Here is a 20,962-nt window from a genome sequence, read left to right as displayed (position 1 = left end):
ACGCCCTATGAACGAGACTCCGTTTCACCGCAGCCCGACTCGAGCCGGGCTGCGAAGGAACGCGCGTTTTTGTCTTGGCGCGCCCGTGCCGGGAGGCCTGCTGAGGCCGTATTCGACGCGCCGTCCGCCATGTCGGACGAATGACGCCCGAGAACGGATGTGAAGGCCCGACGTTTCTTCCCGTGTCCGGATTCCCGAGAGATCATTGCGATTTTGCGGAAATGCCGGACTTTTTTTCATCCAAAACGATCAATGGAGAGTGAATCATGTCTTTGCAGGTAGCGGTCATTATGGGCAGTACGTCCGACTGGGAAACGATGCAGCACGCTTGTCAGATTCTCGAAGAACTCGAAATCCCGTATGAGAAGAAGGTCGTCTCGGCCCATCGCACGCCGGACCTGATGTTCGAGTACGCGGAGAAAGCGCGCGAACGCGGATTCAAAGTCGTCATCGCGGGAGCGGGCGGCGCGGCTCATCTGCCGGGGATGGTGGCGGCGAAGACTCCGCTGCCGGTCATCGGCGTGCCGGTCAAGTCGGCCGCGCTGAACGGTCTGGATTCGCTGCTGTCGATCGTGCAGATGCCGGGCGGCATTCCCGTGGCGACGGTGGCGATCGGCAAAGCCGGCGCGATCAACGCCGGCCTGCTGGCGGCGCAGATCGTCGGCGTCTCCGACGACGCGGTGCTGGACCGGGTGGCGGCCCGCCGCGCGAGAATCGAGCGCGAAGTGCTGGAGGCGGAGCTGCCATGACGGAAGGAGCGAACGGAATGAAGCGGAGCGGAGCGGAGTTCGGAGCCGAAGGCGCGCGCAAGGAAGCGCGCATGATCGAGCCGGGCGCTGCGATCGGCGTGCTCGGCGGCGGCCAGTTGGGCCGCATGATGGCGCTGGCCGGAGCGCCGCTCGGTTACCGCTTCGTGGCGCTGGACCCGGCGCCGGAAGCGCCCTGCGGCCAGGTGGCGGCGCAGATCGTCGCCGCCTATTCGGACAAGGACGCGGCGGCGGAACTCGCCGAGCGGACGGACGTGATCACGTACGAGTTCGAGAACGTGGACGCGGAAGTGGCCGCTCTGCTCGAAGAGCGGTCGTACGTGCCGCAGGGCAGCCGGCTGCTGTACACGACCCAGCACCGGCTGCGCGAGAAGGCGGCGCTGGAGGCGGCGGGAGCGACGGTCGCCCCTTACGCGGAAGTCAAGAGCGAAGCGGAGCTGGACGCGGCCGTGAAGCGTCTCGGCACGCCGTGCGTGCTGAAGACCGCGACCGGAGGCTACGACGGCAAAGGGCAGGTCGTCGTTCGCGACGGCAGCGAAGTCGCGTCGGCTTACGCGGAGCTGGCCGTCACGGGCGCGGAGCTCGTGGTCGAGCAGTTCGTCAAGTTCCAATGCGAGATTTCGGTCATCGCGGCCCGCAGTTCGAGCGGCGAGACGAGCACGTTCCCGCCGGCGGAGAACATCCACCGCCGCGGCATCCTGCACGCCTCGATCGTGCCGGCCCGCGTGCCGGCGGACGTGCTGGCCGAAGCCGAACGGCTGGCGGCGAGAATCGCGGAGTCGCTGGGCGCCGTGGGACTGCTCGCCGTCGAGATGTTCTACGGCAGGGACGGCGTCCTGTACGTGAACGAAGTCGCGCCCCGGCCGCACAACTCCGGCCACTACACCATGGAAGCCTGCACGACGTCGCAGTTCGAACAGCATGTGCGCGCGATCTGCGGCCTTCCGCTCGGCAGTCCCGAGCTGCGCACGCCGGTCGTCATGGTCAACGTGCTCGGCGAACATCTGGCCGGCGTGCATAAGCTGATGCTGTCGCCGGAGAGCGCGGGAACGGAAGCGGTTCGCCCGAAGCTTCACCTGTACGGCAAAGCCGAAACCAAGGCCGGCCGCAAGATGGGGCATATCAATCTGCTCTGCGGCGACACGGCCGACGCGCTGGCCTGGATCGAAAGCGCCGGCATCTGGCCGTCGGAATAACGTTCGGACGGCGCGGCGCCGACGGTCGAAACGCGAAAGTCGGCCGTCGGCCTTTTAACCCTATATAATGTAAGAAGGCTTCGTCCGCCGCTGCGGCGGGACCTGCGCAAGGCGCGTGCGGCGAACCTCAAACTTTACCCTTTGGAGGCTATACCCCTTATGATCGAACGTTACAGCAGACCGGAAATGCGCAATATCTGGAGCGAGGAAAACAAATTCAAAGCATGGCTGGAAGTCGAAATCTGCGCCTGCGAAGCGTGGGTGGAACTCGGCGTGATCCCGGCGGAAGACGTCAAAAAGATCCGCGAGAACGCGACTTTCGACATCGACCGCATCTACGAGATCGAGCAGGAGACCCGCCATGACGTAATCGCGTTCACCCGCGCCGTATCGGAAAGCCTCGGCGACGAGCGCAAGTGGGTGCATTACGGCCTGACTTCGACCGACGTCGTCGACACGGCGCTCGGCTACCTGCTGCTGCAGGCGAACCGAATTCTCGAGCGCGACATCCTGAACTTCATCGAGATTCTGAAAGACAAAGCGATCGCCTACAAAAACACCCCGATGATGGGCCGCACCCACGGCGTTCACGCGGAACCGACCACGTTCGGCCTGAAAATGGCGCTGTGGCACGAAGAGATGAAGCGCAACCTGGAGCGTTTCCGCCATGCCGCCGACGGCGTGCAGTACGGCAAAATGTCCGGCGCGGTCGGCACGTACGCCAACATCGATCCGCGCGTGGAAGAAATCGTCTGCGCCAAGCTCGGCACGAAAGCCGCTCCGATCTCGACCCAGACGCTGCAGCGCGACCGCCACGCCGAATACATGGCTTCGCTCGCCCTGATCGCGACGTCGCTCGACAAGTTCGCGATCGAAGTGCGCGCCCTGCAAAAGAGCGAGTTCCGCGAAGTGGAAGAAGCTTTTGCAAAAGGTCAAAAAGGCTCGTCGGCGATGCCGCACAAACGCAACCCGATCGGCAGCGAAAACATCTCCGGCCTGTCCCGCGTCATCCGCGGCCACATGCTGACGGCTTACGAAAACGTGGGGCTCTGGCACGAACGCGACATCTCGCACTCCTCCGCGGAGCGCGTCATTCTGCCGGACGCGACGATGCTGCTCAACTATATGCTGAACCGCTTCGGCAATATTATCAAAAACTTGACCGTGTTCCCGGAAAACATGAAGCGCAACATGGAACGCACTTACGGCGTGCCGTTCTCCGGCCGCATCCTGACCAAGCTGATCGACGCCGGCATGAGCCGCGAAACGGCTTACGATACCGTGCAGCCGCGCGCGATGCAGGCTTGGGAAGAACAGCGCAGCTTCAAGGAAATCGTGCTGGCGAGCCCCGCGATCACGGACGTGCTGAGCGCGGAAGAGATCGAAGACGCGTTCAACCCGGCCTGGCATCTGAAGCATGTCGACACGATCTTCGCGAAGCTCGGCCTGAACGAATAGTCCGGTAAAAAGGGGGAAGCATTCATGTTCGTATCTTCGCAGGCTTTGTCCACCGCCGAACCTCTGGTGGACGCGCCGCTGCTCTACAAAGGAAAAGTGCGCGAGCTGTACGATCTCGGCGAGCATTACCTGATCGTGGTGACCGACCGCATCTCCGCGTTCGATTACGTGCTCGATCCGGCGATCCCGTACAAAGGCGACGTGCTGAACAGCCTGAGCGCGTACTGGTTTCGGCAAACGGCCGACCTGCTCGAAAACCACGTCGTCCACACGGACGTGCTGAAGCTCGGCGCGGTCGCCAAAGACCCGCTGGCGCTCAAGAACCGCATCATGGTTACCCGCAAAGCGGAACGGATCGACATCGAATGCGTCGTGCGCGGCTATATCACGGGCGGCGGCTGGCGGCAGTACCGGGCGGACGGCCGCATCAACGGCATCCCGCTGCCGGAAGGCCTGCGCAAGAACGAAGCGTTTCCGGAGCCGATCTTCACGCCCGCGGCGAAAAACGACGTCGGCCACGACGAGGACATTCCGTTCGAGCGCATGGAAGAACTGATCGGCGCAGAGCTGGCCGCGGAGCTTCGCGACAAAAGCCTCGCCCTGTACGAATTCGCCCGAAAAGCCTGCGCCGAGAAAGGCATCATCCTCGCCGACTGCAAGTTCGAGTTCGGATTGGTCGACGGCAAAGCGATCCTGATCGACGAGATCTTCACGCCGGACTCTTCCCGCTTCTGGGCGGAGGACAAGTACGAGCTGGACGTCGAGATCGACAGCATGGACAAAGAACCCGTTCGCGCTTATCTGTCCGGTACGGATTGGGACAAGAACAGCGCGCCGGACCCGCTTCCCGCGAGCGTCGTCGAAGAGACGACGAAGCGCTATCTCGGCATTTACGAGCGGCTGACCGGCAAAAGCCTGCTGGGCATTTAAGTTTTCGTATACGCACCGACGTTCAAGCGTGTCCCGTCAGGGACGAAAGCGGCCCGCCGCGCATCATACCACTATAAAAACGGCCCATTCCCGCCTCCGTCAGCCTTTTAAGCAGAAGGAAGAGAGTCGGGAAGGCCTTAATCGGGAGGATATCCATGAAAGCCAAAGTCTACGTCACCATTAAGCAAAGCGTACTCGATCCGCAGGGGGTTGCCGTTCAGGGCGCGCTGCATTCGCTGGGCTTCAACGAAGTGGAAAGCCTGCGCATCGGCAAGTATATGGAACTCGAGCTCGGCGACGTGAACAAGGAAGAGGCCGAAGGACGCGTGAAATCGATGTGCGAAAAGCTGCTGGCCAACACCGTCGTCGAAGACTACCGCTACGAACTGGAGGGTTAAGCGCCATGAAATTTGCAGTGCTCGTATTTCCCGGTTCCAACTGCGACATCGACTGCTACAAAGCGGTAGAGAGCGTGCTCGGCGAGCCCGTCGATTATGTCTGGCATACCGCGACCGACCTGTCCGCTTACGACTGCATTCTCGTTCCGGGCGGTTTCTCCTACGGCGATTACCTGCGCTGCGGCGCCATTTCGCGCTTTGCTCCCGTCATGAACGAAGTGGCGAAGGCGGCGGAAGAGGGCAAATTCGTGCTCGGCATCTGCAACGGTTTCCAGATTCTGACCGAAGCCGGACTGCTCCCGGGCGCGCTGCGCCGTAACATGTCGATGAAGTTCGCCTGCCGCGACACGGTGCTGAAGGTGGAAAACAACGCCACGCCGTTTACCCGCGACTACGAAGCCGGCGAAGAGATCATCATCCCGATCGCGCACGGCGAAGGCAACTACTACTGCGACGAGGAAACGCTGGAAGAGCTTCGCGCGGGGGGCCAGATCGTGTTCCGTTATAAAAGCAATCCGAACGGTTCGGTCGACGATATCGCGGGCATCACGAACAAAGCGGGCAACGTGCTCGGCATGATGCCTCACCCGGAACGCGCGGTCAATGAAATCCTCGGCACGACAGACGGCAAGAAGATGTTCACATCGATCATTAACGCTTGGAGGGAACAACATGACGCAGCAAATGTCCGTTAAGGAACCGACGGCGGAGCAAATCGCGGATCAGCAAATTTACAAACAGATGGGCGTGTCGGACAGCGAGTTCGAGCTCATCTGCGGTTTTCTCGGCCGTAAGCCGAACTACACGGAAATCGGCGTTTTCAGCGTCATGTGGTCGGAGCACTGCGCGTACAAAAATTCGAAGCCGCTGCTGCGGAAGTTCCCGGTAACCGGACCTCGCGTCCTGATGGGACCGGGCGAAGGCGCGGGCATCGTCGATATCGGCGACAACCAGGCGGTCGTGTTCAAGATCGAAAGCCATAACCACCCTTCGGCGGTCGAGCCTTTTCAGGGCGCGGCAACGGGCGTGGGCGGCATTATCCGCGACATCTTCTCGATGGGCGCGCGCCCGATCGCGTCGCTGAACTCGCTGCGCTTCGGCAAGCTCGAGAGCGACCGCGTGAAATATCTGTTCGAGCATGTGGTCAGCGGCATCGCGGGCTACGGCAACTGCATCGGCATCCCGACGGTGGGCGGCGAAGTGGTGTTCGACGAAAGCTACGAAGGCAACCCGCTCGTCAACGCGATGTGCGTCGGCCTGATCGACCACGACAAAATTCAGCGCGGCGTGGCGAAAGGCATCGGCAACCCGGTGTTCTACGTCGGTCCTCCGACGGGACGCGACGGCATCCACGGCGCGACATTCGCGTCGGAAGAGCTGACGGAAGACTCGCAGGAACGCAAGACGGCGGTTCAGGTCGGCGATCCGTTTATGGAGAAGCTGGTCATGGAATCGTGCCTCGAGCTGATCGACAGCGGCATCGTCATCGGCATCCAGGACATGGGCGCGGCAGGCCTGACCTGCTCCAGCGCCGAGATGGCGAGCAAGGCAGGCAACGGTCTGGAGCTGTATCTCGACCAGGTGCCGCAGCGCGAAGACGGCATGACGGCGTATGAAATGATGCTGTCGGAGTCCCAGGAGCGCATGCTGTTCGTCGTCGAACCGAAAGACGAGGCGCAGGCGACGGAAATCTTCGAGCGCTGGGGCGTCATCTGCGCGAAAGTCGGCAAAGTGACGGACGACGGACGTCTGAAGCTGCTGCACCACGGCGAGGTCGTCGGCGACATGCCGGTGCACGCGCTGGTCGACGAATGCCCGATCTACAACAAGACGTCGAGCGAGCCGGCTTATTACGCGAAGAATGCTTCGGTCGATACGACGGCGTACAAAGAAGTGACGGAACTGGGCGGCGCGCTGAAAAAGGTGCTGGGTTCCCCGAGCGTCGCGAGCAAAGCGTGGGTGTACGAGCAGTACGATTACATGGTCCGCACGAATACGGCGGTGCGTCCGGGTTCGGACGCCGCGGTCGTCACGATCAACGGCACGCGCAAAGCGCTGGCGATGACGACGGACTGCAGCGGACGCTTCGTCTACCTTGATCCGGAAGTGGGCGGACGCATCGCGGTCAGCGAAGCGGCGCGCAATATCGTCTGCTCCGGCGCGGAGCCGCTGGCGATCACGGATAACCTGAACTTCGGCAGCCCGGAGAAGCCGGAAATCTTTTGGCAGATGGAAAAAGCGGTCGACGGCATGGCCGAAGCGTGCCGCGAACTGGATACGCCGGTCATCGGCGGCAACGTCAGCCTGTACAACGAAAACGCCAAAGGCGCGATCTACCCGACGCCGGTCGTGGGCATGGTAGGTTTGGTGCATGACACGGACCATATCACGACGCAGCATTTTAAAGGCGAAGGCGACGTCATCATCCTGACGGGCGTGACTCGCGCGGAGCTCGGCGGTTCCGAGTTCCAGCAGGTCGTGCACGGCGTAACGGAAGGACGTCCTCCGCAGCTTGACCTCGCGGTCGAGAAAAAGCTGCTGAGCGGCGTGCTGGAAAGCATCCAAAGCGGCCTCGTGCGTTCGGCGCACGACCTGTCGGACGGCGGCCTCGCGGTCGCGCTGGCGGAAAGCTGCATCGGCGGCGGCCTGGGCGCGCAGGTTAGCCTGCATACGGGCGAGATCGGCGAAGAGGGACTTCGTCCGGACTTTGCCCTGTTCAGCGAAAGCCAGTCGCGCATTCTGCTGTCGGCGGCACCGGAAAACGCGGACGCGCTGCTGAGCGGACTGGGAGCGCACGGCGTGCCGGCGGTGAAAATCGGACGCGTATCGGGTCTCCAGCTGCATATCACCGTAGACGGCAAAGAAGTGCTCAGCGAAGAAATTCACACACTCAAGCAGGTCTGGGAGGATGCGATTCCATGTCTGATGAAGTAAAGCAGCCGCTCTGGACCGGGGATTACTACAACGAGGGAGCGGATCAGATCGATCCGTTCGACACGCTGCGCGAAGAATGCGGCGTGTTCGGGGTCTACGGACATCCGGACGCCGCGTCCCTGTCCTACTACGGCCTGCATGCACTTCAGCACCGGGGAGAGGAAAGCGCGGGGATTTGCGTCAGCAACAGCGTCAACTTCAACTATCATCGCGGTTTGGGCCTCGTCAAAGAAGTCTTTGACAAGGATACGCTCGCCGGACTTCAGGGAAGTCATTCCATCGGGCATGTCCGTTACTCGACGAGCGGAGGCGGAGGCCTGACCAACGCCCAGCCGCTCGTGTTCAAGTATAAAGGCGGCGATCTCGCCATCGCGACCAACGGCAATATCGTCAACGCGCCGCAGATCCGGCGCGAGCTGGAGGAGAGCGGTTCGATCTTCCAGACGACGAGCGACACGGAAGTGGTGGCGCATCTGATCGCCCGCTCGCCGAAAGAGTTCGTCGAAGCGGCGAAAGACGCCATGAATCGGATCGTCGGCGGCTACGCGTTCATGCTGCTGACGCACGACAAGCTGCTCGTCACCTGCGACCCGAACGGTCTGCGTCCGCTGACGATGGGAAGGCTCGGAGACGCGTACATTTTCACGTCGGAGACGTGCGCTTTGGAAGTTATCGGCGCGGAAATCGTGCGCGATGTCCGTCCGGGCGAGATGCTCATTCTCGATCGGGACGGCCTGCATGAAGACCGCTTCACGGAAGAACATCGCAAAGCGCTGTGCGCGATGGAGTACATCTACTTCGCGCGTCCGGACAGCGACATGAACGGTTCGAACCTGCACTCCGCCCGCAAGCGTATGGGCAGCGTGCTGGCGCGCGAGCAGTTCGTCGACGCCGACGTCGTCACCGGCGTGCCGGATTCCAGCATCTCGGCCGCGATCGGCTACGCCGAGCAGACGGGCATTCCGTACGAGCTGGGACTCATCAAGAACAAATACACCGGCCGGACGTTTATCCAGCCGAGTCAAGAACTGCGCGAGCAGGGCGTCAAAATGAAGCTGAGCGCCGTGCGCCGCGTCGTCGAAGGCAAACGGGTCGTCATGATCGACGACTCGATCGTGCGCGGAACGACGTCGCGCCGCATCGTGAACCTGCTGAAAGAAGCGGGCGCGACGGAGGTGCATGTGTGCATCACGTCGCCGCCGTTCAAAAACCCATGCTTCTACGGCATCGATACTCCGGACAGCCGCGAACTGATCGCGTCCTCGCGCACCGTCGAAGAGATCCGCGAAGAGATCGGCGCGGACTCGCTCGCTTTCCTCAGCTACGAAGGCCTGATCGAAGCCGTAGGCGGGGAAGATCGGGATTCTTATAAAGGCGGGCTGTGCATGGCCTGCTTCGACAACGATTATCCGACCCAGGTGGATTTCGGCGGGGAGGAAAAGTTCGGGTGCGGGTGTTGAGGTGACGGGGGTGGATGCGTCGGGAGGTCGCTGCGGGTAGAGGGGCCTTCCGATCGCTGTCTCAATTCGATTCCTTTTATTGGAGTAAAACATTTCAGAGGTGGGAATCGAATTTCAAAGGCGACCTATAGCGTATGCTTCCGATGCAGTTTTCCTACAGAAAACTTTTAGCTTCTTCAGGCTCCCTCTACCCTCCGCTGACTGCGGCGCATCCACACCCGTTTTGGGGTAGGGGAGAGGGCAGTGCTGTTTTTTCTTCTTCTCGAAAAAGCAAGTCGCTATTCGCTGGTTGCTAATGTCTTGAACTTGGCTCGCTTCGTAGAAGCCGAGCCGCACTTGACCCTAAGCTGTTCTCAAGCGGAGGGCTTTTGCGCAGCAGGACTTGATTTGTCAGTTTGTTCTTTTCGGATGAAGTCGAAAAGATCTTTGCCCCTATAAAAATTTCCAGGCGCAAGCGGCGCTTGCATCTGGAAATTAAAATGTGTGTTCGGAAGCTGTTAAGCGGAGGGAGAAATTCAGTGAAAGACGCCTTTGAACCCGAAAAATACAAATAAAAACTTCAATCCATTTTTCGGGTGAGACAGCGGCTTGAACGAATTTCTCCCGCAGCGCCCTTCAGCTTCCCCACGAACAGGATTTTAATTTCAAAGATAAAGGATGTGTCGGTTGTGTCTGAAGCCTACAAAAATGCCGGAGTCGACATCGCGGCGGGCAACGAAGCGGTCGAGCGGATGAAAAAGCACGTCAAAAAAACGTTCCGTCCCGAAGTCATGACGGATCTGGGCGGGTTCGGCGCGCTGTTCGGGCTGAACAAAGACGCGTACGAAGAGCCGGTGCTCGTCTCCGGAACGGACGGCGTGGGCACGAAGCTCAAGATCGCGTTCGCGATGGACAAGCACGACACGATCGGCATCGACGCCGTCGCCATGTGCGTGAACGATATCGTCGTGCAGGGCGCGGAGCCGCTCTTTTTCCTCGATTATCTGGCGACGGGCAAAGTGGTGCCGGAGAAGATCGAAGCCATCGTCGCGGGCATCGCGGAAGGCTGCCTGCAGTCCGGCTGCGCCCTGATCGGCGGCGAGACGGCGGAGATGCCGGACATGTACACGGAAGGCGAATACGACATCGCGGGCTTTACGGTGGGCGTCGTCGACAAGAAAAAGATCATTAACGGCCAATCGATCTCGGCCGGCGACGCGGTGATCGGGCTGGCTTCGAGCGGCGTGCACAGCAACGGCTTTTCGCTCGTGCGCAAGCTGCTGCTGGAGCAGCACGGCTATCAGCTGACGGACGAAGTGGAAGAGCTGGGCGGCACGCTGGGCGCGACGCTGCTGGAGCCGACCAAGATCTACGTCAAGCCGCTGCTGCAGCTGATCCGATCGATCGAAGTCAAAGGCATGGCGCATATCACGGGCGGCGGCTTTATCGAGAACATTCCGCGGATGCTGCCGGAAGGCGTGAACGTCGAGATTCAGCACGGCACCTGGCCGGTGCTGCCGATCTTCGAGCTGATGCAGCAAAAGGGCGATATTTCCGACAGCGACATGTACACGACGTTCAATATGGGCATCGGACTCGTGCTCGTCGTGGCGGATGCCGACAAGGAAGAAGCGCTCCGTCAGTTGAAAGAAGCGGGCGAAGAAGCTTATCTGATCGGCCGCGTGACGGAAGGCGAGAAAGTCGTGACGTTTGCGGGGAACGCGCAATGAGTCGCAGCGAGCAGGAAGTCCGTACGGGAGCGGAGCCGCTCGGCTCCGACGAACAGGTGCCGCAGAAGCCCGGACCGATGCCGTCGCTGCCGAACGAACCGGCTCCGGAAGACGACGGGGGTGCCGCGACGGCTGCGCTCGAAGACGACCCGGCCGTCCAGCTCATGGAGCTGGAAGAAGCGCTGCCGCAGCCGGTAGGACCGGTCATCGACCGGCCGTACCGCGTCGCGGTGTTCGCGTCCGGTTCCGGCAGCAATTTCCAGGCGCTGCTCGACGCTTCCCGCGCCGGCAATCTCGGCGCGCAAATCTCGCTGCTCGTCTGCGATAAGCCGCAGGCCCGAGTCGTGGAACGCGCCCGCGCGGCGGGCGTGCCGATCTTCGTGTTCACGCCCAAGGAATACGAGTCGCGCGAAGCGTACGAACGCCTCATTCTTGCCGAGCTGGAAAAAGCGAAGATCGACCTGGTCGTGCTCGCGGGCTACATGCGCCTCATCACGAGCGTGCTCGTCGAGCCGTACGCCGGGCGGATGATCAATATCCATCCTTCGCTGCTGCCGTCTTTTCCCGGCAAAGATGCCGCGGGCCAGGCGATACAGCACGGCGTGCGGGTGAGCGGCGCGACGGTGCATTTCGTCGACGGCGGCATGGACACCGGTCCGATCATCGCCCAGCGCGCCGTGGAGGTCATGGCGGAAGATACGGCGATCGAGCTGCAGGCGCGCATTCAGGACACGGAGCGGCTGCTGTACCCGGAAGTCGTCTCGTGGTTCGCCGCGGGACGGGTGAAGCTGGAAGGCCGCAAAGTCGTTCTTTTTAACAACGAACATTGAATAGCGAACATCGAAAATCCGCCTTCGGGCGCTGCTTATCAACGAGCGAGTTTCCCCATTCCAACCATCCTAAGGAGGACTTTTCATCGTGAGTATCAAAAGAGCGCTGGTCAGCGTATCGGACAAAACGGGCATCGTGGACTTCTGCCGCGAACTGTCGCAGCTTGGCGTGGAGATCGTATCGACGGGCGGAACGAAAAACCTGCTCGCGCAGGAAGGCGTGCCGGTCATCGGCATTTCCGACGTGACGGGTTTCCCGGAAATTCTGGACGGACGCGTCAAAACGCTGCATCCGGCGGTACATAGCGGCCTGCTCGCCGTGCGCGACAGCGAAGAGCATCAGAAGCAGATGGACGAGCTGGGCCTCGGCTACATCGACCTCGTCGTCGTGAACCTGTACCCGTTCCAGGAAACGATCGCGAAGCCGGACGTGGCTTACGAAGACGCGATCGAGAACATCGATATCGGCGGTCCGACGATGCTGCGTTCCGCGGCGAAAAACCACGCGTTCGTCAGCGTGGTGGTCGACGCGGCCGACTACGGCAAAGTCATCGAGGAAGTGCGCGCCGAAGGCGATACGACGCTGGATACCCGCAAGAAGCTGGCCGCCAAAGTCTTCCGCCATACCGCCGCTTACGATGCCCTGATCGCCGACTACCTGGCCAAGCAGACGGGCGATCCGCTGCCGGAGCGCTACACGGTCACTTACGAGAAAATCCAAGATCTGCGTTACGGCGAGAACCCGCACCAGGCGGCCGCTTTCTACCGCGCGCCGCTCGCGCCTGCGGGCACGCTGACCACCGCCGAGCAGCTGCACGGCAAAGAGCTGTCTTACAACAATATCAACGACGCCAACGCGGCGCTTCAGATCGTCAAAGAATTCAGCGAACCGGCCGTCGTGGCGGTTAAGCATATGAATCCTTGCGGCGTAGGCGTGGGCTCGACCATCGCCGAAGCGTACAATAAAGCGTACAGCGCCGATCCGGTGTCCATCTTCGGCGGCATCGTGGCGGCCAACCGCACCATCGACGCCGAGACGGCGCAGCCGCTGAGCGAGATCTTCCTCGAGATCGTGCTGGCTCCGGACTTCACGCCGGAAGCGCTCGAGATCCTCACAAAGAAGAAAAATATCCGTCTTCTTAAAATGGGCGAACTGACTTCGGCGGAAGGCCGTCAATCCGTGCATGTCGTGACTTCGATCGAAGGCGGCATGGTCGTGCAGGAGAGCGACGTGCACTCCCTGAGCGACGCCGATCTCAAAGTCGTGACCAAGCGCCAGCCGACCGAAGACGAAATGAAGCAGCTGCTGTTCGGCTGGAAAGTCGTCAAGCACGTCAAGTCCAACGCGATCGTGCTGGCGGCGGACGACATGACGATCGGCGTGGGCGCGGGCCAGATGAACCGGGTCGGTTCCGCGAAGATCGCGCTGGAGCAGGCCGGCGACAAAGCGCAGGGCGCGATTCTCGCGTCCGACGCGTTCTTCCCGATGGGCGACACCGTCGAACTGGCGGCCAAGCACGGCATCAAAGCGATCATCCAGCCGGGCGGCTCGATCAAAGACGAAGAGTCGATCAAAGCGGCCGACGAAGCGGGCATCGCGATGATCTTCACCGGCGTGCGCCACTTCAAGCACTAAGAGCGAACAAGGAGAGGCGGCAGCGCTGAGCGCATTAACGTCCCGCCGACGACCCGAAGCGGTCAGGCACGGTGTATCACAGCGATCGGATCGACGCGCGGCGCGCAGGCGGAGCGGATTCTGCGGACAGGCGGACCGTTTCCCGGGAGCGGCGCGCGTTTTCTTTTGGGAAAAGGAACACACGAGGACGCGAAAGGGGCGGATTTGATGGATATTTTGGTAGTGGGAGGCGGCGGACGCGAGCACGCGATCTGCGCATCGCTGGCCCGGTCGCAGCGAGCCGGGAAAATTTACTGCGCGCCGGGCAACGCCGGCATCGCGCAGGTGGCGGAATGCGTCGACATCGGCGTGTTCGATTTCGACAAGCTGACGGCGTTCGCGCTGGAGAAAGGGATCGGCCTGGCCGTGATCGGCCCGGACGATCCGCTGGCCGGCGGCATCGTGGACGCGTTCGAAGCCAAAAGCATTCCGGTCTTCGGCCCGCGCGCCAACGCGGCGGAGATCGAAGGCAGCAAAGCCTTCATGAAGGATCTGCTCAAGAAATACAGCATCCCGACGGCGGCGTACGAGACGTTCGACGACTACGAGACGGCGCTGGCTTACCTGCGCCGGCAGGGCGCGCCGATCGTCGTCAAGACCGACGGCCTGGCCGCGGGCAAAGGCGTCACCGTCGCGCAGACGCTGGAAGAAGCGGAGAAGGCGCTGCACGACGCCATGGTCGGCGGCGCGTTCGGCACGGCCGGCAGCACCGTCGTCATCGAAGAATTCATGACGGGCGAAGAGATGTCGATTCTCGCGTTCGTAGACGGCGAGACCGTCCGCGCGATGCCCGCGGCGCAGGATCACAAGCCGGTCTACGACGGCGACAAAGGCCCGAATACCGGCGGCATGGGCACCTATTCGCCGCTGCCGCATATCGATCCCGCGATCATCGAACGCGCGATCGAAGAGATCGTGAAGCCGACCGCCCGCGCCATGGTCAGCGAAGGACGGCCGTTTACCGGCGTCCTGTTCGCCGGTCTCATGATCGAGCCGGACGGCACGCCGCGCACGGTCGAATTCAACGCGCGGTTCGGCGATCCGGAGACCCAGGTCGTGCTTCCTCGCCTGGAGAGCGACCTGCTGGAGATCTTCCTCGCCGCCGTGAACGGCACGCTTGCGGACGTCGAAATCCGCTGGAGCGACGAAGCGGCCGTCTGCGTCGTGCTGGCTTCGGAAGGCTACCCGGCCTCATATCCGAAAGGGCGGGTGATCACCGGCATCGCGGAAGCCGAAGCCGGAGGCGATGCTTTCGTCTTCCATGCGGGCACGGCGCGTAACGACGCCGGCGAGCTGGTCACCGCCGGCGGCCGCGTGCTCGGCGTCGTCGGCCGCGGCGCCGGCATCGCCGAAGCGCGGGAAGCCGCCTACAAGGCGTCGGAACTGATCGCGTTCGAAGGCGCGCACAAGCGCAGCGACATCGCGGCGAAGGCACTGACGCCGCGGCAGTGAAGCGGCGGCGGTGGCGGGCCGAGCCGCGAAGGCGGATTGAGCGCAGCTCGGCATCGCGGCGAAGGTGTACTGACGCCGCGGGGATAGAGCGGCGGCCGGGCGGACCGAGCCGCAGAGGCGGGACTGAGCGCAGCTCGGCATCGCGGCGAAGAGGCTGACACCGGGAGAGCGAAGCGATGTTGGGGGAACCGGAGCGGTTTCTTGCGGACCTGCCGCGTTCGGGACGCTTGCATTCATGCTTGGACCGACGAAGCCTGCACTGTTGTATCGATCATCGATACAGTGCGGGAAGAGAAGACGAGAACGATCCGATGTTCCGATCATTTTAACGGAACGTCATTCCTTTAGCGGCCCTTTCGGGGGCCGTTTTGCATTCTAACGGAACGTGATTCCGTTAGAATGCAAAAACCGGCGATTTGGCGTCCGAAAAACGCCAAATCGCCGGTTTAAGGGCACACGGTTCCGTTAGAATTTCCAGCGGTCGATATTTACGCTCTAAGGGTCGCTGTGTTCCGTTAGCGCGGAAAGCAGCGACACGACGCTCAGAAATCGTTAGCCTTCGCCGCGCCAGCTCTCGTAGCGCCGGCCCGCGCGGCTCCCGCCTTCGCCGTTCCGGTCTTCGCAGCGCCAGCCTGCATCGCGCCGGCCCGCGCCGCGCCGCGCCGATCTTCGCCGCTCCGGTCCTCCATAAGCCAGCCCATCGGCGTCCGCTGCCCTACTCCTGCTTCTCCACCGGCACATACAGATCCATCTGGAGATTTTTATCCCCGTGGCTTCGTTCGTCATACAATTCGAAGTCGACGCCGCCTTTGGCATAAGCGTAGCCCGAATTCGGGAACCATTCGTTATAGACGTACGTCGTCATCCCTTGGATGGCCGTGGTGAAGGCGCCGCCGTCGCGATCGGCCGTGGGCGAAGTGAATACGGCGTAGGTCGAGGCGGGGATGACGGCTGTCTGCATTTTCTCCGGCACGTTGTCGAAATCGGCTACTTCAACGCCGATCAGGTACAGAAAGTGTTCGGGTTTGTCCGGCAGCATGATGCAGGCCCCGTACTCGGCGTGGTTGACGGGAGACAGGACTTCATGAAAGTCATGCATCCAATTTTCCTCGAAATAGCGATTCCAAAAAGCCGGAATGTCCGTCATGTTTTCGCCGGTCATCCGGGTTTCCAGGGCATAGCCCGCCAGCTTGAATTCGGGTCTTGTCATAATCGTCGGTCTCATCATCATTCCTCCGGTCATGTTATATTGAGCCAGCTTGGTCAGGTCCACCCGCTCGGGAACGCGGCCGGTGGCGTGGATTCGATACTGCTCGGGGGTCAAGCCGTACGTTTTGCGGAAAGCTTTGGTGAAGCCCGCGTGCGTCTCGAAGCCGTAATCGAGGGCGATCTCCAGCAGGGTGCGGCCGCTGGTCAGGTCCGCCGCCGCGTAGGCAAGCCGGCGTCGGCGGATATACTCCATGACGGGCAGCCCGGTGCGCGACTGGAACACTTTGTAGAAGTGGTACAGCGAGAAGCCGGCCAGCGACGCCAGTTCTTCGGCCGTCAGCCGTTCCTTGAGATGATCTTCGATATGGTCCAGCGTGCGCTGGAGGCAGGCGGTATAGTCCATGTTTTCGTTCCCTCCCGATCGGTAATTTCATATTAACAGAACGAAAAAGCGAACGCTTGTCCGTTTTTGCGATTTTCTCGGGAAGGGAGATCGGGCCGGCGGGAGGCGGGGACTCTTCTTCTTCGGAAGCGTTGTCGGCAGTTCGGGGCTTCCGCATTTCCTCGGCGGAGAACCCGCACCGCGGACGGTCGGCAACGGCGCGAAAACGGCGGAAAACGGGGCGGCCGATCGACGCTTCTTTTCCGCGCGGAACTTGAATTTTTCGCGAAATCGCGTTACCTTTAAGTTTAATTCGATAAAACGCTGCAGTGCGATATAGAGAAACAATACCAGGAGCGAGGAGAACGACATGAGAACCGAACCTACCGCGGAAGCGGACGATATGAAGAACGGCGGCTTGGTGACGATGGAGGACATCGTTCGTGCGCATCACCGCCTGCGCGAAGCGATCGTGCGCACGCCGCTGCACCGGGATGCCACGTTGTCGGCGAAGTACCAGTGCGACGTCTACTTGAAGCGCGAAGACCAGCAGGTCGTGCGCTCGTTCAAGATTCGAGGTTCCTACAATAAAATCCGCAGCCTCAGCGAGGAACAGCGCGAACGCGGCATCGTCTGCGCGAGCGCGGGCAACCATGCCCAGGGCGTCGCCTTTTCCTGCCATGCGCTCGGGATCTACGGGAAGATCTATATGCCGAGCACGACGCCGAACCAGAAAGTAAAAATGGTGCGCAAATTCGGAGGAAAGAGCGTCGAAGTCATCCTGACCGGCGACACGTTCGACGACGCCTACGAAGAAGCGATGAAGGCCTGCACGGAGCAGGGGCTGACCTTTATCCATCCGTTCGACGATCCGATGATCATCGCGGGCAACGGCACGGTCGGCATGGAGATCATGGAAAGCCTGGAACAGCCGGCCGATTACGTGTTCGTCACGATCGGCGGCGGCGGTCTGGCTGCCGGGGTGGCCCAGTACATCAAAACGATGAGCCCGTCCACCCGTCTGATCGGGGCGGAGCCGCTCGGCGCCGCTTCGATGAGCGAAGCGATGGCGCGCGGCCAGGTGGTCACGCTCGACGAAATCGATAAATTCGTCGACGGCGCCGCCGTGAAGCGAGTCGGCCAGCAGACGTACGACATCTGCAAGAAGATGCTCGACGAAGTGGTCAAAGTGCCGGAAGGCAAAGTCTGCACGACCATCCTCGACCTGTACAACGAAAACGCGATCGTGGCCGAGCCGGCGGGCGCTCTTCCGGTCGCTTCGCTGGATCTGTACCGCGACGAGATCAAAGGCAAGACCGTCGTCTGCGTAATCAGCGGCGGCAACAACGATATCGACCGGATGCAGGAGATCAAGGAACGCTCGCTGATCTACGAAGGGCTGAAGCATTATTTCCTGATCAACTTCCCGCAGAGAGCGGGAGCGCTGCGCGAATTCCTCGAGAAGACGCTCGGTCCCGACGACGATATCGCCCGTTTCGAATATACGAAGAAGAACGACAAAGAAAACGGCCCGGCGCTGGTCGGCATCGAGCTGGCGACGCGGGAAGACTACGAGCCGCTGATCGCCCGCATGGACGCGCACGGCATCAAATACACGGAATTGAACCGCGATCCGAGTCTGTTCAGCCTGCTGATCTGAATCGAGCCGTCCTCAGGCCGCAGTTAATCAGCTTCCATCCCCAAACAAAGCCTGTCCGACCCCCGTTGATCCGGGTTCAGGACAGGCTTTTTCGATAAAGAAGCCGGCAGACATAAGCTTAATCCGTGCCTTTGGACAGATTGGGCGCGGCGAAATGACTGTCGCGGCGATCGTTCTCCCGCTGTTTCGCATCGAAGCGCCCGCCGGAGGGACGCTTCGGCTCGGCCGGCTGCGGGCCTTCTGCCGATTCTTCCGCCGCGCTCGGGTTGTCCGCGTCTTTTTCCCGCGGGCCGGACTGCGAGGCGTCGGGCACGAACGGCATGCCCTGCTCCCCTTCGAACAAAACGCGCTGCGCCGGAAACGCCAATTTGACGCCTTCCTCGCGCAGGACGCGCAGAATCATAAGGTTGATCTCCTGCGCCGTGACCAGGTAATCCGCCCATACGGTCGTCTTGGTGAAGCCGTTGAACAAAATGCGCAGCGAACTGGCCGCGAAAGCATTGAATTTGACCTGGACCGTCGATTCGTCGACGTTGTCGTTGCTTTCGAATTCCTTCTGCATGCGCGCCACGGCCACTTTCAGACGTTCGGGATCGGAATCGAGTCCCACTTCGAGATTGAAGTTGATGCGCCGTCTGCCCATCTGGCTCCAGTTCGTAATGGACTGGTCGGCGATTTTGGCGTTCGGGATGATGACCAGCGAATCGTCGAACGTCCGGATTTTGGTGCTGCGGAACGTGATGTCTTCGACGATCCCCTGGGTCTCGGGCGTCTGGATCCAGTCTCCGCGGACGAACGGTTTTTCCAGAATCAGCACGACGCCGCCGAAAATATTGCCCAACGTGCTCTGCGCCGCCAGCGCGATGGCGAGACTGCCGAGCCCCATGCCGGCCACGATTCCGTTAACGTTGAAGCCCCATTCCGAGAGTATGGCGGCCAGCGTCAGCAGCACGACCAGAATGCGCAGAAAACGCGAGAGGAACGGGATCAGCATGCTGGTATTATCCTGTCCGAACTGTTTGCCGATGCGGGCCAGCAGGAACGAGGACGAAGCGGACAGCTGATAGACGGCCCAACCGACCAGCGCGATGGTGAAAGTTCGGAAGAACGGACGCAGCCAGTGCTGGGCGCTCCAGCCGTCCCCGATGAAATAACGCACGCCGAAATAGGCGCCAAGGAGCACGAACAGCATTTCCAACGGGCGCTTGAACGCTTCGAGCGTCGTCACGATTCCGCGGACGTGGTCGAATCTTTTCATCAAAAAAACGTATAAGTATCGCACGAACAATCGGCGAAACGCCAAAAACAACAAGAAAATGCCGATTGCGATCAAGGCATCGAGCCATCGGAATTCCCGAAAGGCCGACAGCACGGATTCGACGAATGTCATGGGCAGCGACCTCCTTTGATGTAGACTGCTATTTTCTGAAAGTCATCTCTTGTTTACATACCCGATATTTGTACGCAGGCAACGCAAAACGGGAAGAATGAAGGCGGATTCGGAAAGCTCTTTTTGTGGCTGGTACAAAATTCGGATAGAATGGGAGGAAAGAGAGACGGAAACGAGGAGGAGAGAAGGCGTGCGATTTTCCATGCAGAGGCCGGAGGAAACGAGGCCGAGAGACCGGATTTGGTTGGCCGGCATCATGGCTTTCGTACTGGCGGTGTCCTGTTTCGTTGTGTTGGCGCACAATGACTATTTTTTATTGGGAGACTTGAACCAACCGAACAACGACGACGTGAAATATGTTCGAAGCGCTCAGACCCTGCTGGAAGGAGGACCGCTTACCTATATCAATCACGATAGCGGAACGGAGCCTAGTGCCTTTATTATGCCGGGGATGCCTTTGCTGCTGGCCGCCTTTATCGGACCGTTCGGGGAGCAGGGAGGTATCGTCGCGTTCCGGCTGTTCCAATGCCTGGAGCAGGCGGCCTGCGTTTACATTCTGTTTCTGATCGCCCGCCGGGTGTTCGACCGCAGGGTCGCCTTTGTTGCGTGTGTAATCATGGCGCTGTATCCGCCGGACTATTTCTCTTCGGGCGTCATTTTGACCGAATCGACTTTCCGGCTGCTGTGCATGCTGCTCGTGCTGAGCATGATGATTGCCGCCGAGACTCGAAAAGGTTCGTCTTACATAGCGGTAGGCGTTCTGACGGCTGCCGCTGCCTACTTCAAGCCGCATGCTTCGCTGCTTCCGGGTGTGATGCTGTTTCTGTGGATGAGGGAACGTTACAGCGTCAGAGAGATGGCTAAGTTTACGGCAATGATCGCAGGGACATTCATACTCCTGCTCTGCCCTTGGTGGATTCGCAACATGCTGACATTCGACCGCTTCATCCTGTTTACCAGCTCGGCGGGCAGTCCTTTTCTGCTCGGGACCAGAATCAATTATCAGATGCCGCCGGCCGGCTTTTTCGATGCCTACCCGCAGTATGATCCGGCTACCCTATTCAAAGGGTGGGACGACGGAGCGATCTCCAAAGGCCTGGACATTCTGCGCTACGGCTTCTCTCACCATTTTTGGACGTATCTGCGCTGGTACACGCTCGGCAAACTGGAAGGGCTGTATATCGATCCGTATTACTGGCGTCCGATCTGGCCGATCCAGCGTCCGTTGATGGATGCGCTGCAGAAGATTTTGATGTCCGTGACGTTTGTCGGTTTCGTATGGGCGCTGATTCGGGAACGCTTCGGCCGCATGCTGCCGCTGCTGCTGACTTTTGCTTATTTTACGGCCATTTACATTCCTTTCGTGGCATTCGGGCGCTATGGGTATCCGACTATCGCGTTCATCCTGCCGTTTGCGGCGTACGGGCTGTGCCAAGCATGGGACTTCATCCGTCTGCGGCATAAGGTCCGGATCAAGTCGAGCGGAAGATATACGTTTAACAAATAGGTAAG

Annotated in this window: 16 protein-coding genes; 14 read left to right on the top strand and 2 right to left on the bottom strand. The window is 60.8% G+C overall.

What is annotated here, in order from left to right; genetic code table 11:
* The first annotated feature begins 266 nt into the window (after window positions 1-266).
* The 12 genes from purE to purD all read left to right on the top strand — a co-directional run bounded on the left by purE (window position 267) and on the right by purD (window position 14,809).
* The gene (purE, locus tag GYN08_RS08670; RefSeq protein WP_166273773.1) at window positions 267-749 is read left to right on the top strand and encodes a 5-(carboxyamino)imidazole ribonucleotide mutase; all 483 of its coding nucleotides are present in this window, start codon (window positions 267-269) and stop codon (window positions 747-749) included.
* Window positions 746-1,963 carry a 5-(carboxyamino)imidazole ribonucleotide synthase gene (gene purK / locus GYN08_RS08665; protein ID WP_408015051.1) on the top strand — a complete coding sequence of 406 codons (1,218 nt, stop codon included), beginning with the start codon at window positions 746-748 and terminating at the stop codon, window positions 1,961-1,963. The genes purE and purK overlap by 4 nt, the downstream gene beginning before the upstream one ends.
* A 159-nt stretch (window positions 1,964-2,122) precedes the next feature.
* A complete protein-coding gene (gene purB / locus GYN08_RS08660) occupies window positions 2,123-3,421 on the top strand; it encodes an adenylosuccinate lyase (RefSeq protein ID WP_166273772.1) in 1,299 nt (432 codons plus the stop codon).
* Between the two features lie 24 nt (window positions 3,422-3,445).
* Window positions 3,446-4,351, top strand: a complete 906-nt coding sequence (locus GYN08_RS08655; protein WP_166273771.1) for a phosphoribosylaminoimidazolesuccinocarboxamide synthase — start codon at window positions 3,446-3,448, stop codon at window positions 4,349-4,351.
* 155 nt (window positions 4,352-4,506) lie between these two features.
* On the top strand, window positions 4,507-4,749 hold the full coding sequence (purS, locus tag GYN08_RS08650; protein WP_018978120.1) for a phosphoribosylformylglycinamidine synthase subunit PurS: 243 nt from the start codon (window positions 4,507-4,509) through the stop codon (window positions 4,747-4,749).
* A gap of 5 nt (window positions 4,750-4,754) precedes the next feature.
* Complete coding sequence (purQ, locus tag GYN08_RS08645; protein ID WP_166273770.1) at window positions 4,755-5,444, top strand: phosphoribosylformylglycinamidine synthase subunit PurQ; 690 nt, start codon at window positions 4,755-4,757, stop codon at window positions 5,442-5,444.
* The gene (gene purL, locus GYN08_RS08640) at window positions 5,422-7,683 is read left to right on the top strand and encodes a phosphoribosylformylglycinamidine synthase subunit PurL (RefSeq protein WP_166273769.1); all 2,262 of its coding nucleotides are present in this window, start codon (window positions 5,422-5,424) and stop codon (window positions 7,681-7,683) included. The genes purQ and purL overlap by 23 nt, the downstream gene beginning before the upstream one ends.
* Window positions 7,668-9,143, top strand: a complete 1,476-nt coding sequence (gene purF, locus GYN08_RS08635) for an amidophosphoribosyltransferase (protein ID WP_166273768.1) — start codon at window positions 7,668-7,670, stop codon at window positions 9,141-9,143. Before purL ends, purF begins: the two co-directional genes overlap by 16 nt.
* Before the next feature lie 668 nt (window positions 9,144-9,811).
* Window positions 9,812-10,852 carry a phosphoribosylformylglycinamidine cyclo-ligase gene (purM, locus tag GYN08_RS08630; RefSeq protein WP_166273767.1) on the top strand — a complete coding sequence of 347 codons (1,041 nt, stop codon included), beginning with the start codon at window positions 9,812-9,814 and terminating at the stop codon, window positions 10,850-10,852.
* The gene (gene purN, locus GYN08_RS08625) at window positions 10,849-11,682 is read left to right on the top strand and encodes a phosphoribosylglycinamide formyltransferase (protein WP_328802909.1); all 834 of its coding nucleotides are present in this window, start codon (window positions 10,849-10,851) and stop codon (window positions 11,680-11,682) included. The genes purM and purN overlap by 4 nt, the downstream gene beginning before the upstream one ends.
* Window positions 11,683-11,770: 88 nt before the next feature.
* Complete coding sequence (gene purH, locus GYN08_RS08620) at window positions 11,771-13,318, top strand: bifunctional phosphoribosylaminoimidazolecarboxamide formyltransferase/IMP cyclohydrolase (RefSeq protein ID WP_166273766.1); 1,548 nt, start codon at window positions 11,771-11,773, stop codon at window positions 13,316-13,318.
* Between the two features lie 207 nt (window positions 13,319-13,525).
* Entirely contained in the window at window positions 13,526-14,809 is a 1,284-nt protein-coding gene (gene purD / locus GYN08_RS08615) for a phosphoribosylamine--glycine ligase (RefSeq protein ID WP_166273765.1), read from the top strand.
* A 715-nt stretch (window positions 14,810-15,524) separates the two neighbouring features.
* On the opposite strand, the gene GYN08_RS08610 is transcribed toward purD, so the two are convergent.
* Entirely contained in the window at window positions 15,525-16,421 is an 897-nt protein-coding gene (locus GYN08_RS08610; RefSeq protein WP_166273764.1) for an AraC family transcriptional regulator, read from the bottom strand.
* Between the two features lie 349 nt (window positions 16,422-16,770).
* On the opposite strand from GYN08_RS08610, the gene ilvA reads away from it, so the two are divergent.
* Window positions 16,771-18,060, top strand: a complete 1,290-nt coding sequence (gene ilvA, locus GYN08_RS08605; protein WP_206023655.1) for a threonine ammonia-lyase IlvA — start codon at window positions 16,771-16,773, stop codon at window positions 18,058-18,060.
* Window positions 18,061-18,178: 118 nt separating this feature from the next.
* Here ilvA and GYN08_RS08600 read toward each other — a convergent pair whose 3' ends face one another.
* Complete coding sequence (locus GYN08_RS08600; RefSeq protein ID WP_166273763.1) at window positions 18,179-19,450, bottom strand: mechanosensitive ion channel family protein; 1,272 nt, start codon at window positions 19,448-19,450, stop codon at window positions 18,179-18,181.
* A gap of 190 nt (window positions 19,451-19,640) precedes the next feature.
* On the opposite strand from GYN08_RS08600, the gene GYN08_RS08595 reads away from it, so the two are divergent.
* Window positions 19,641-20,957, top strand: a complete 1,317-nt coding sequence (locus GYN08_RS08595) for an ArnT family glycosyltransferase (protein WP_328802908.1) — start codon at window positions 19,641-19,643, stop codon at window positions 20,955-20,957.
* Window positions 20,958-20,962: the final 5 nt, after the last annotated feature.

Source organism: Saccharibacillus alkalitolerans (genome assembly GCF_011090185.1).
Lineage (GTDB): Bacteria > Bacillota > Bacilli > Paenibacillales > Paenibacillaceae > Saccharibacillus > Saccharibacillus alkalitolerans.
This window is presented reverse-complemented; position numbering and strand designations above follow the sequence as displayed.

What these genes read in the sequence shown, in the direction of transcription:
- purE (WP_166273773.1), top strand. Translation starts at nt 267, where the DNA reads ATGTCTTTGCAGGTAGCGGTCATTATGGGCAGTACGTCCGACTGGGAA.
- purK (WP_408015051.1), top strand. Translation starts at nt 746, where the DNA reads ATGACGGAAGGAGCGAACGGAATGAAGCGGAGCGGAGCGGAGTTCGGA.
- purB (WP_166273772.1), top strand. Translation starts at nt 2,123, where the DNA reads ATGATCGAACGTTACAGCAGACCGGAAATGCGCAATATCTGGAGCGAG.
- GYN08_RS08655 (WP_166273771.1), top strand. Translation starts at nt 3,446, where the DNA reads ATGTTCGTATCTTCGCAGGCTTTGTCCACCGCCGAACCTCTGGTGGAC.
- purS (WP_018978120.1), top strand. Translation starts at nt 4,507, where the DNA reads ATGAAAGCCAAAGTCTACGTCACCATTAAGCAAAGCGTACTCGATCCG.
- purQ (WP_166273770.1), top strand. Translation starts at nt 4,755, where the DNA reads ATGAAATTTGCAGTGCTCGTATTTCCCGGTTCCAACTGCGACATCGAC.
- purL (WP_166273769.1), top strand. Translation starts at nt 5,422, where the DNA reads ATGACGCAGCAAATGTCCGTTAAGGAACCGACGGCGGAGCAAATCGCG.
- purF (WP_166273768.1), top strand. Translation starts at nt 7,668, where the DNA reads ATGTCTGATGAAGTAAAGCAGCCGCTCTGGACCGGGGATTACTACAAC.
- purN (WP_328802909.1), top strand. Translation starts at nt 10,849, where the DNA reads ATGAGTCGCAGCGAGCAGGAAGTCCGTACGGGAGCGGAGCCGCTCGGC.
- purD (WP_166273765.1), top strand. Translation starts at nt 13,526, where the DNA reads ATGGATATTTTGGTAGTGGGAGGCGGCGGACGCGAGCACGCGATCTGC.
- GYN08_RS08610 (WP_166273764.1), bottom strand. Translation starts at nt 16,421, where the DNA reads ATGGACTATACCGCCTGCCTCCAGCGCACGCTGGACCATATCGAAGAT.
- ilvA (WP_206023655.1), top strand. Translation starts at nt 16,771, where the DNA reads ATGAGAACCGAACCTACCGCGGAAGCGGACGATATGAAGAACGGCGGC.
- GYN08_RS08600 (WP_166273763.1), bottom strand. Translation starts at nt 19,450, where the DNA reads ATGACATTCGTCGAATCCGTGCTGTCGGCCTTTCGGGAATTCCGATGG.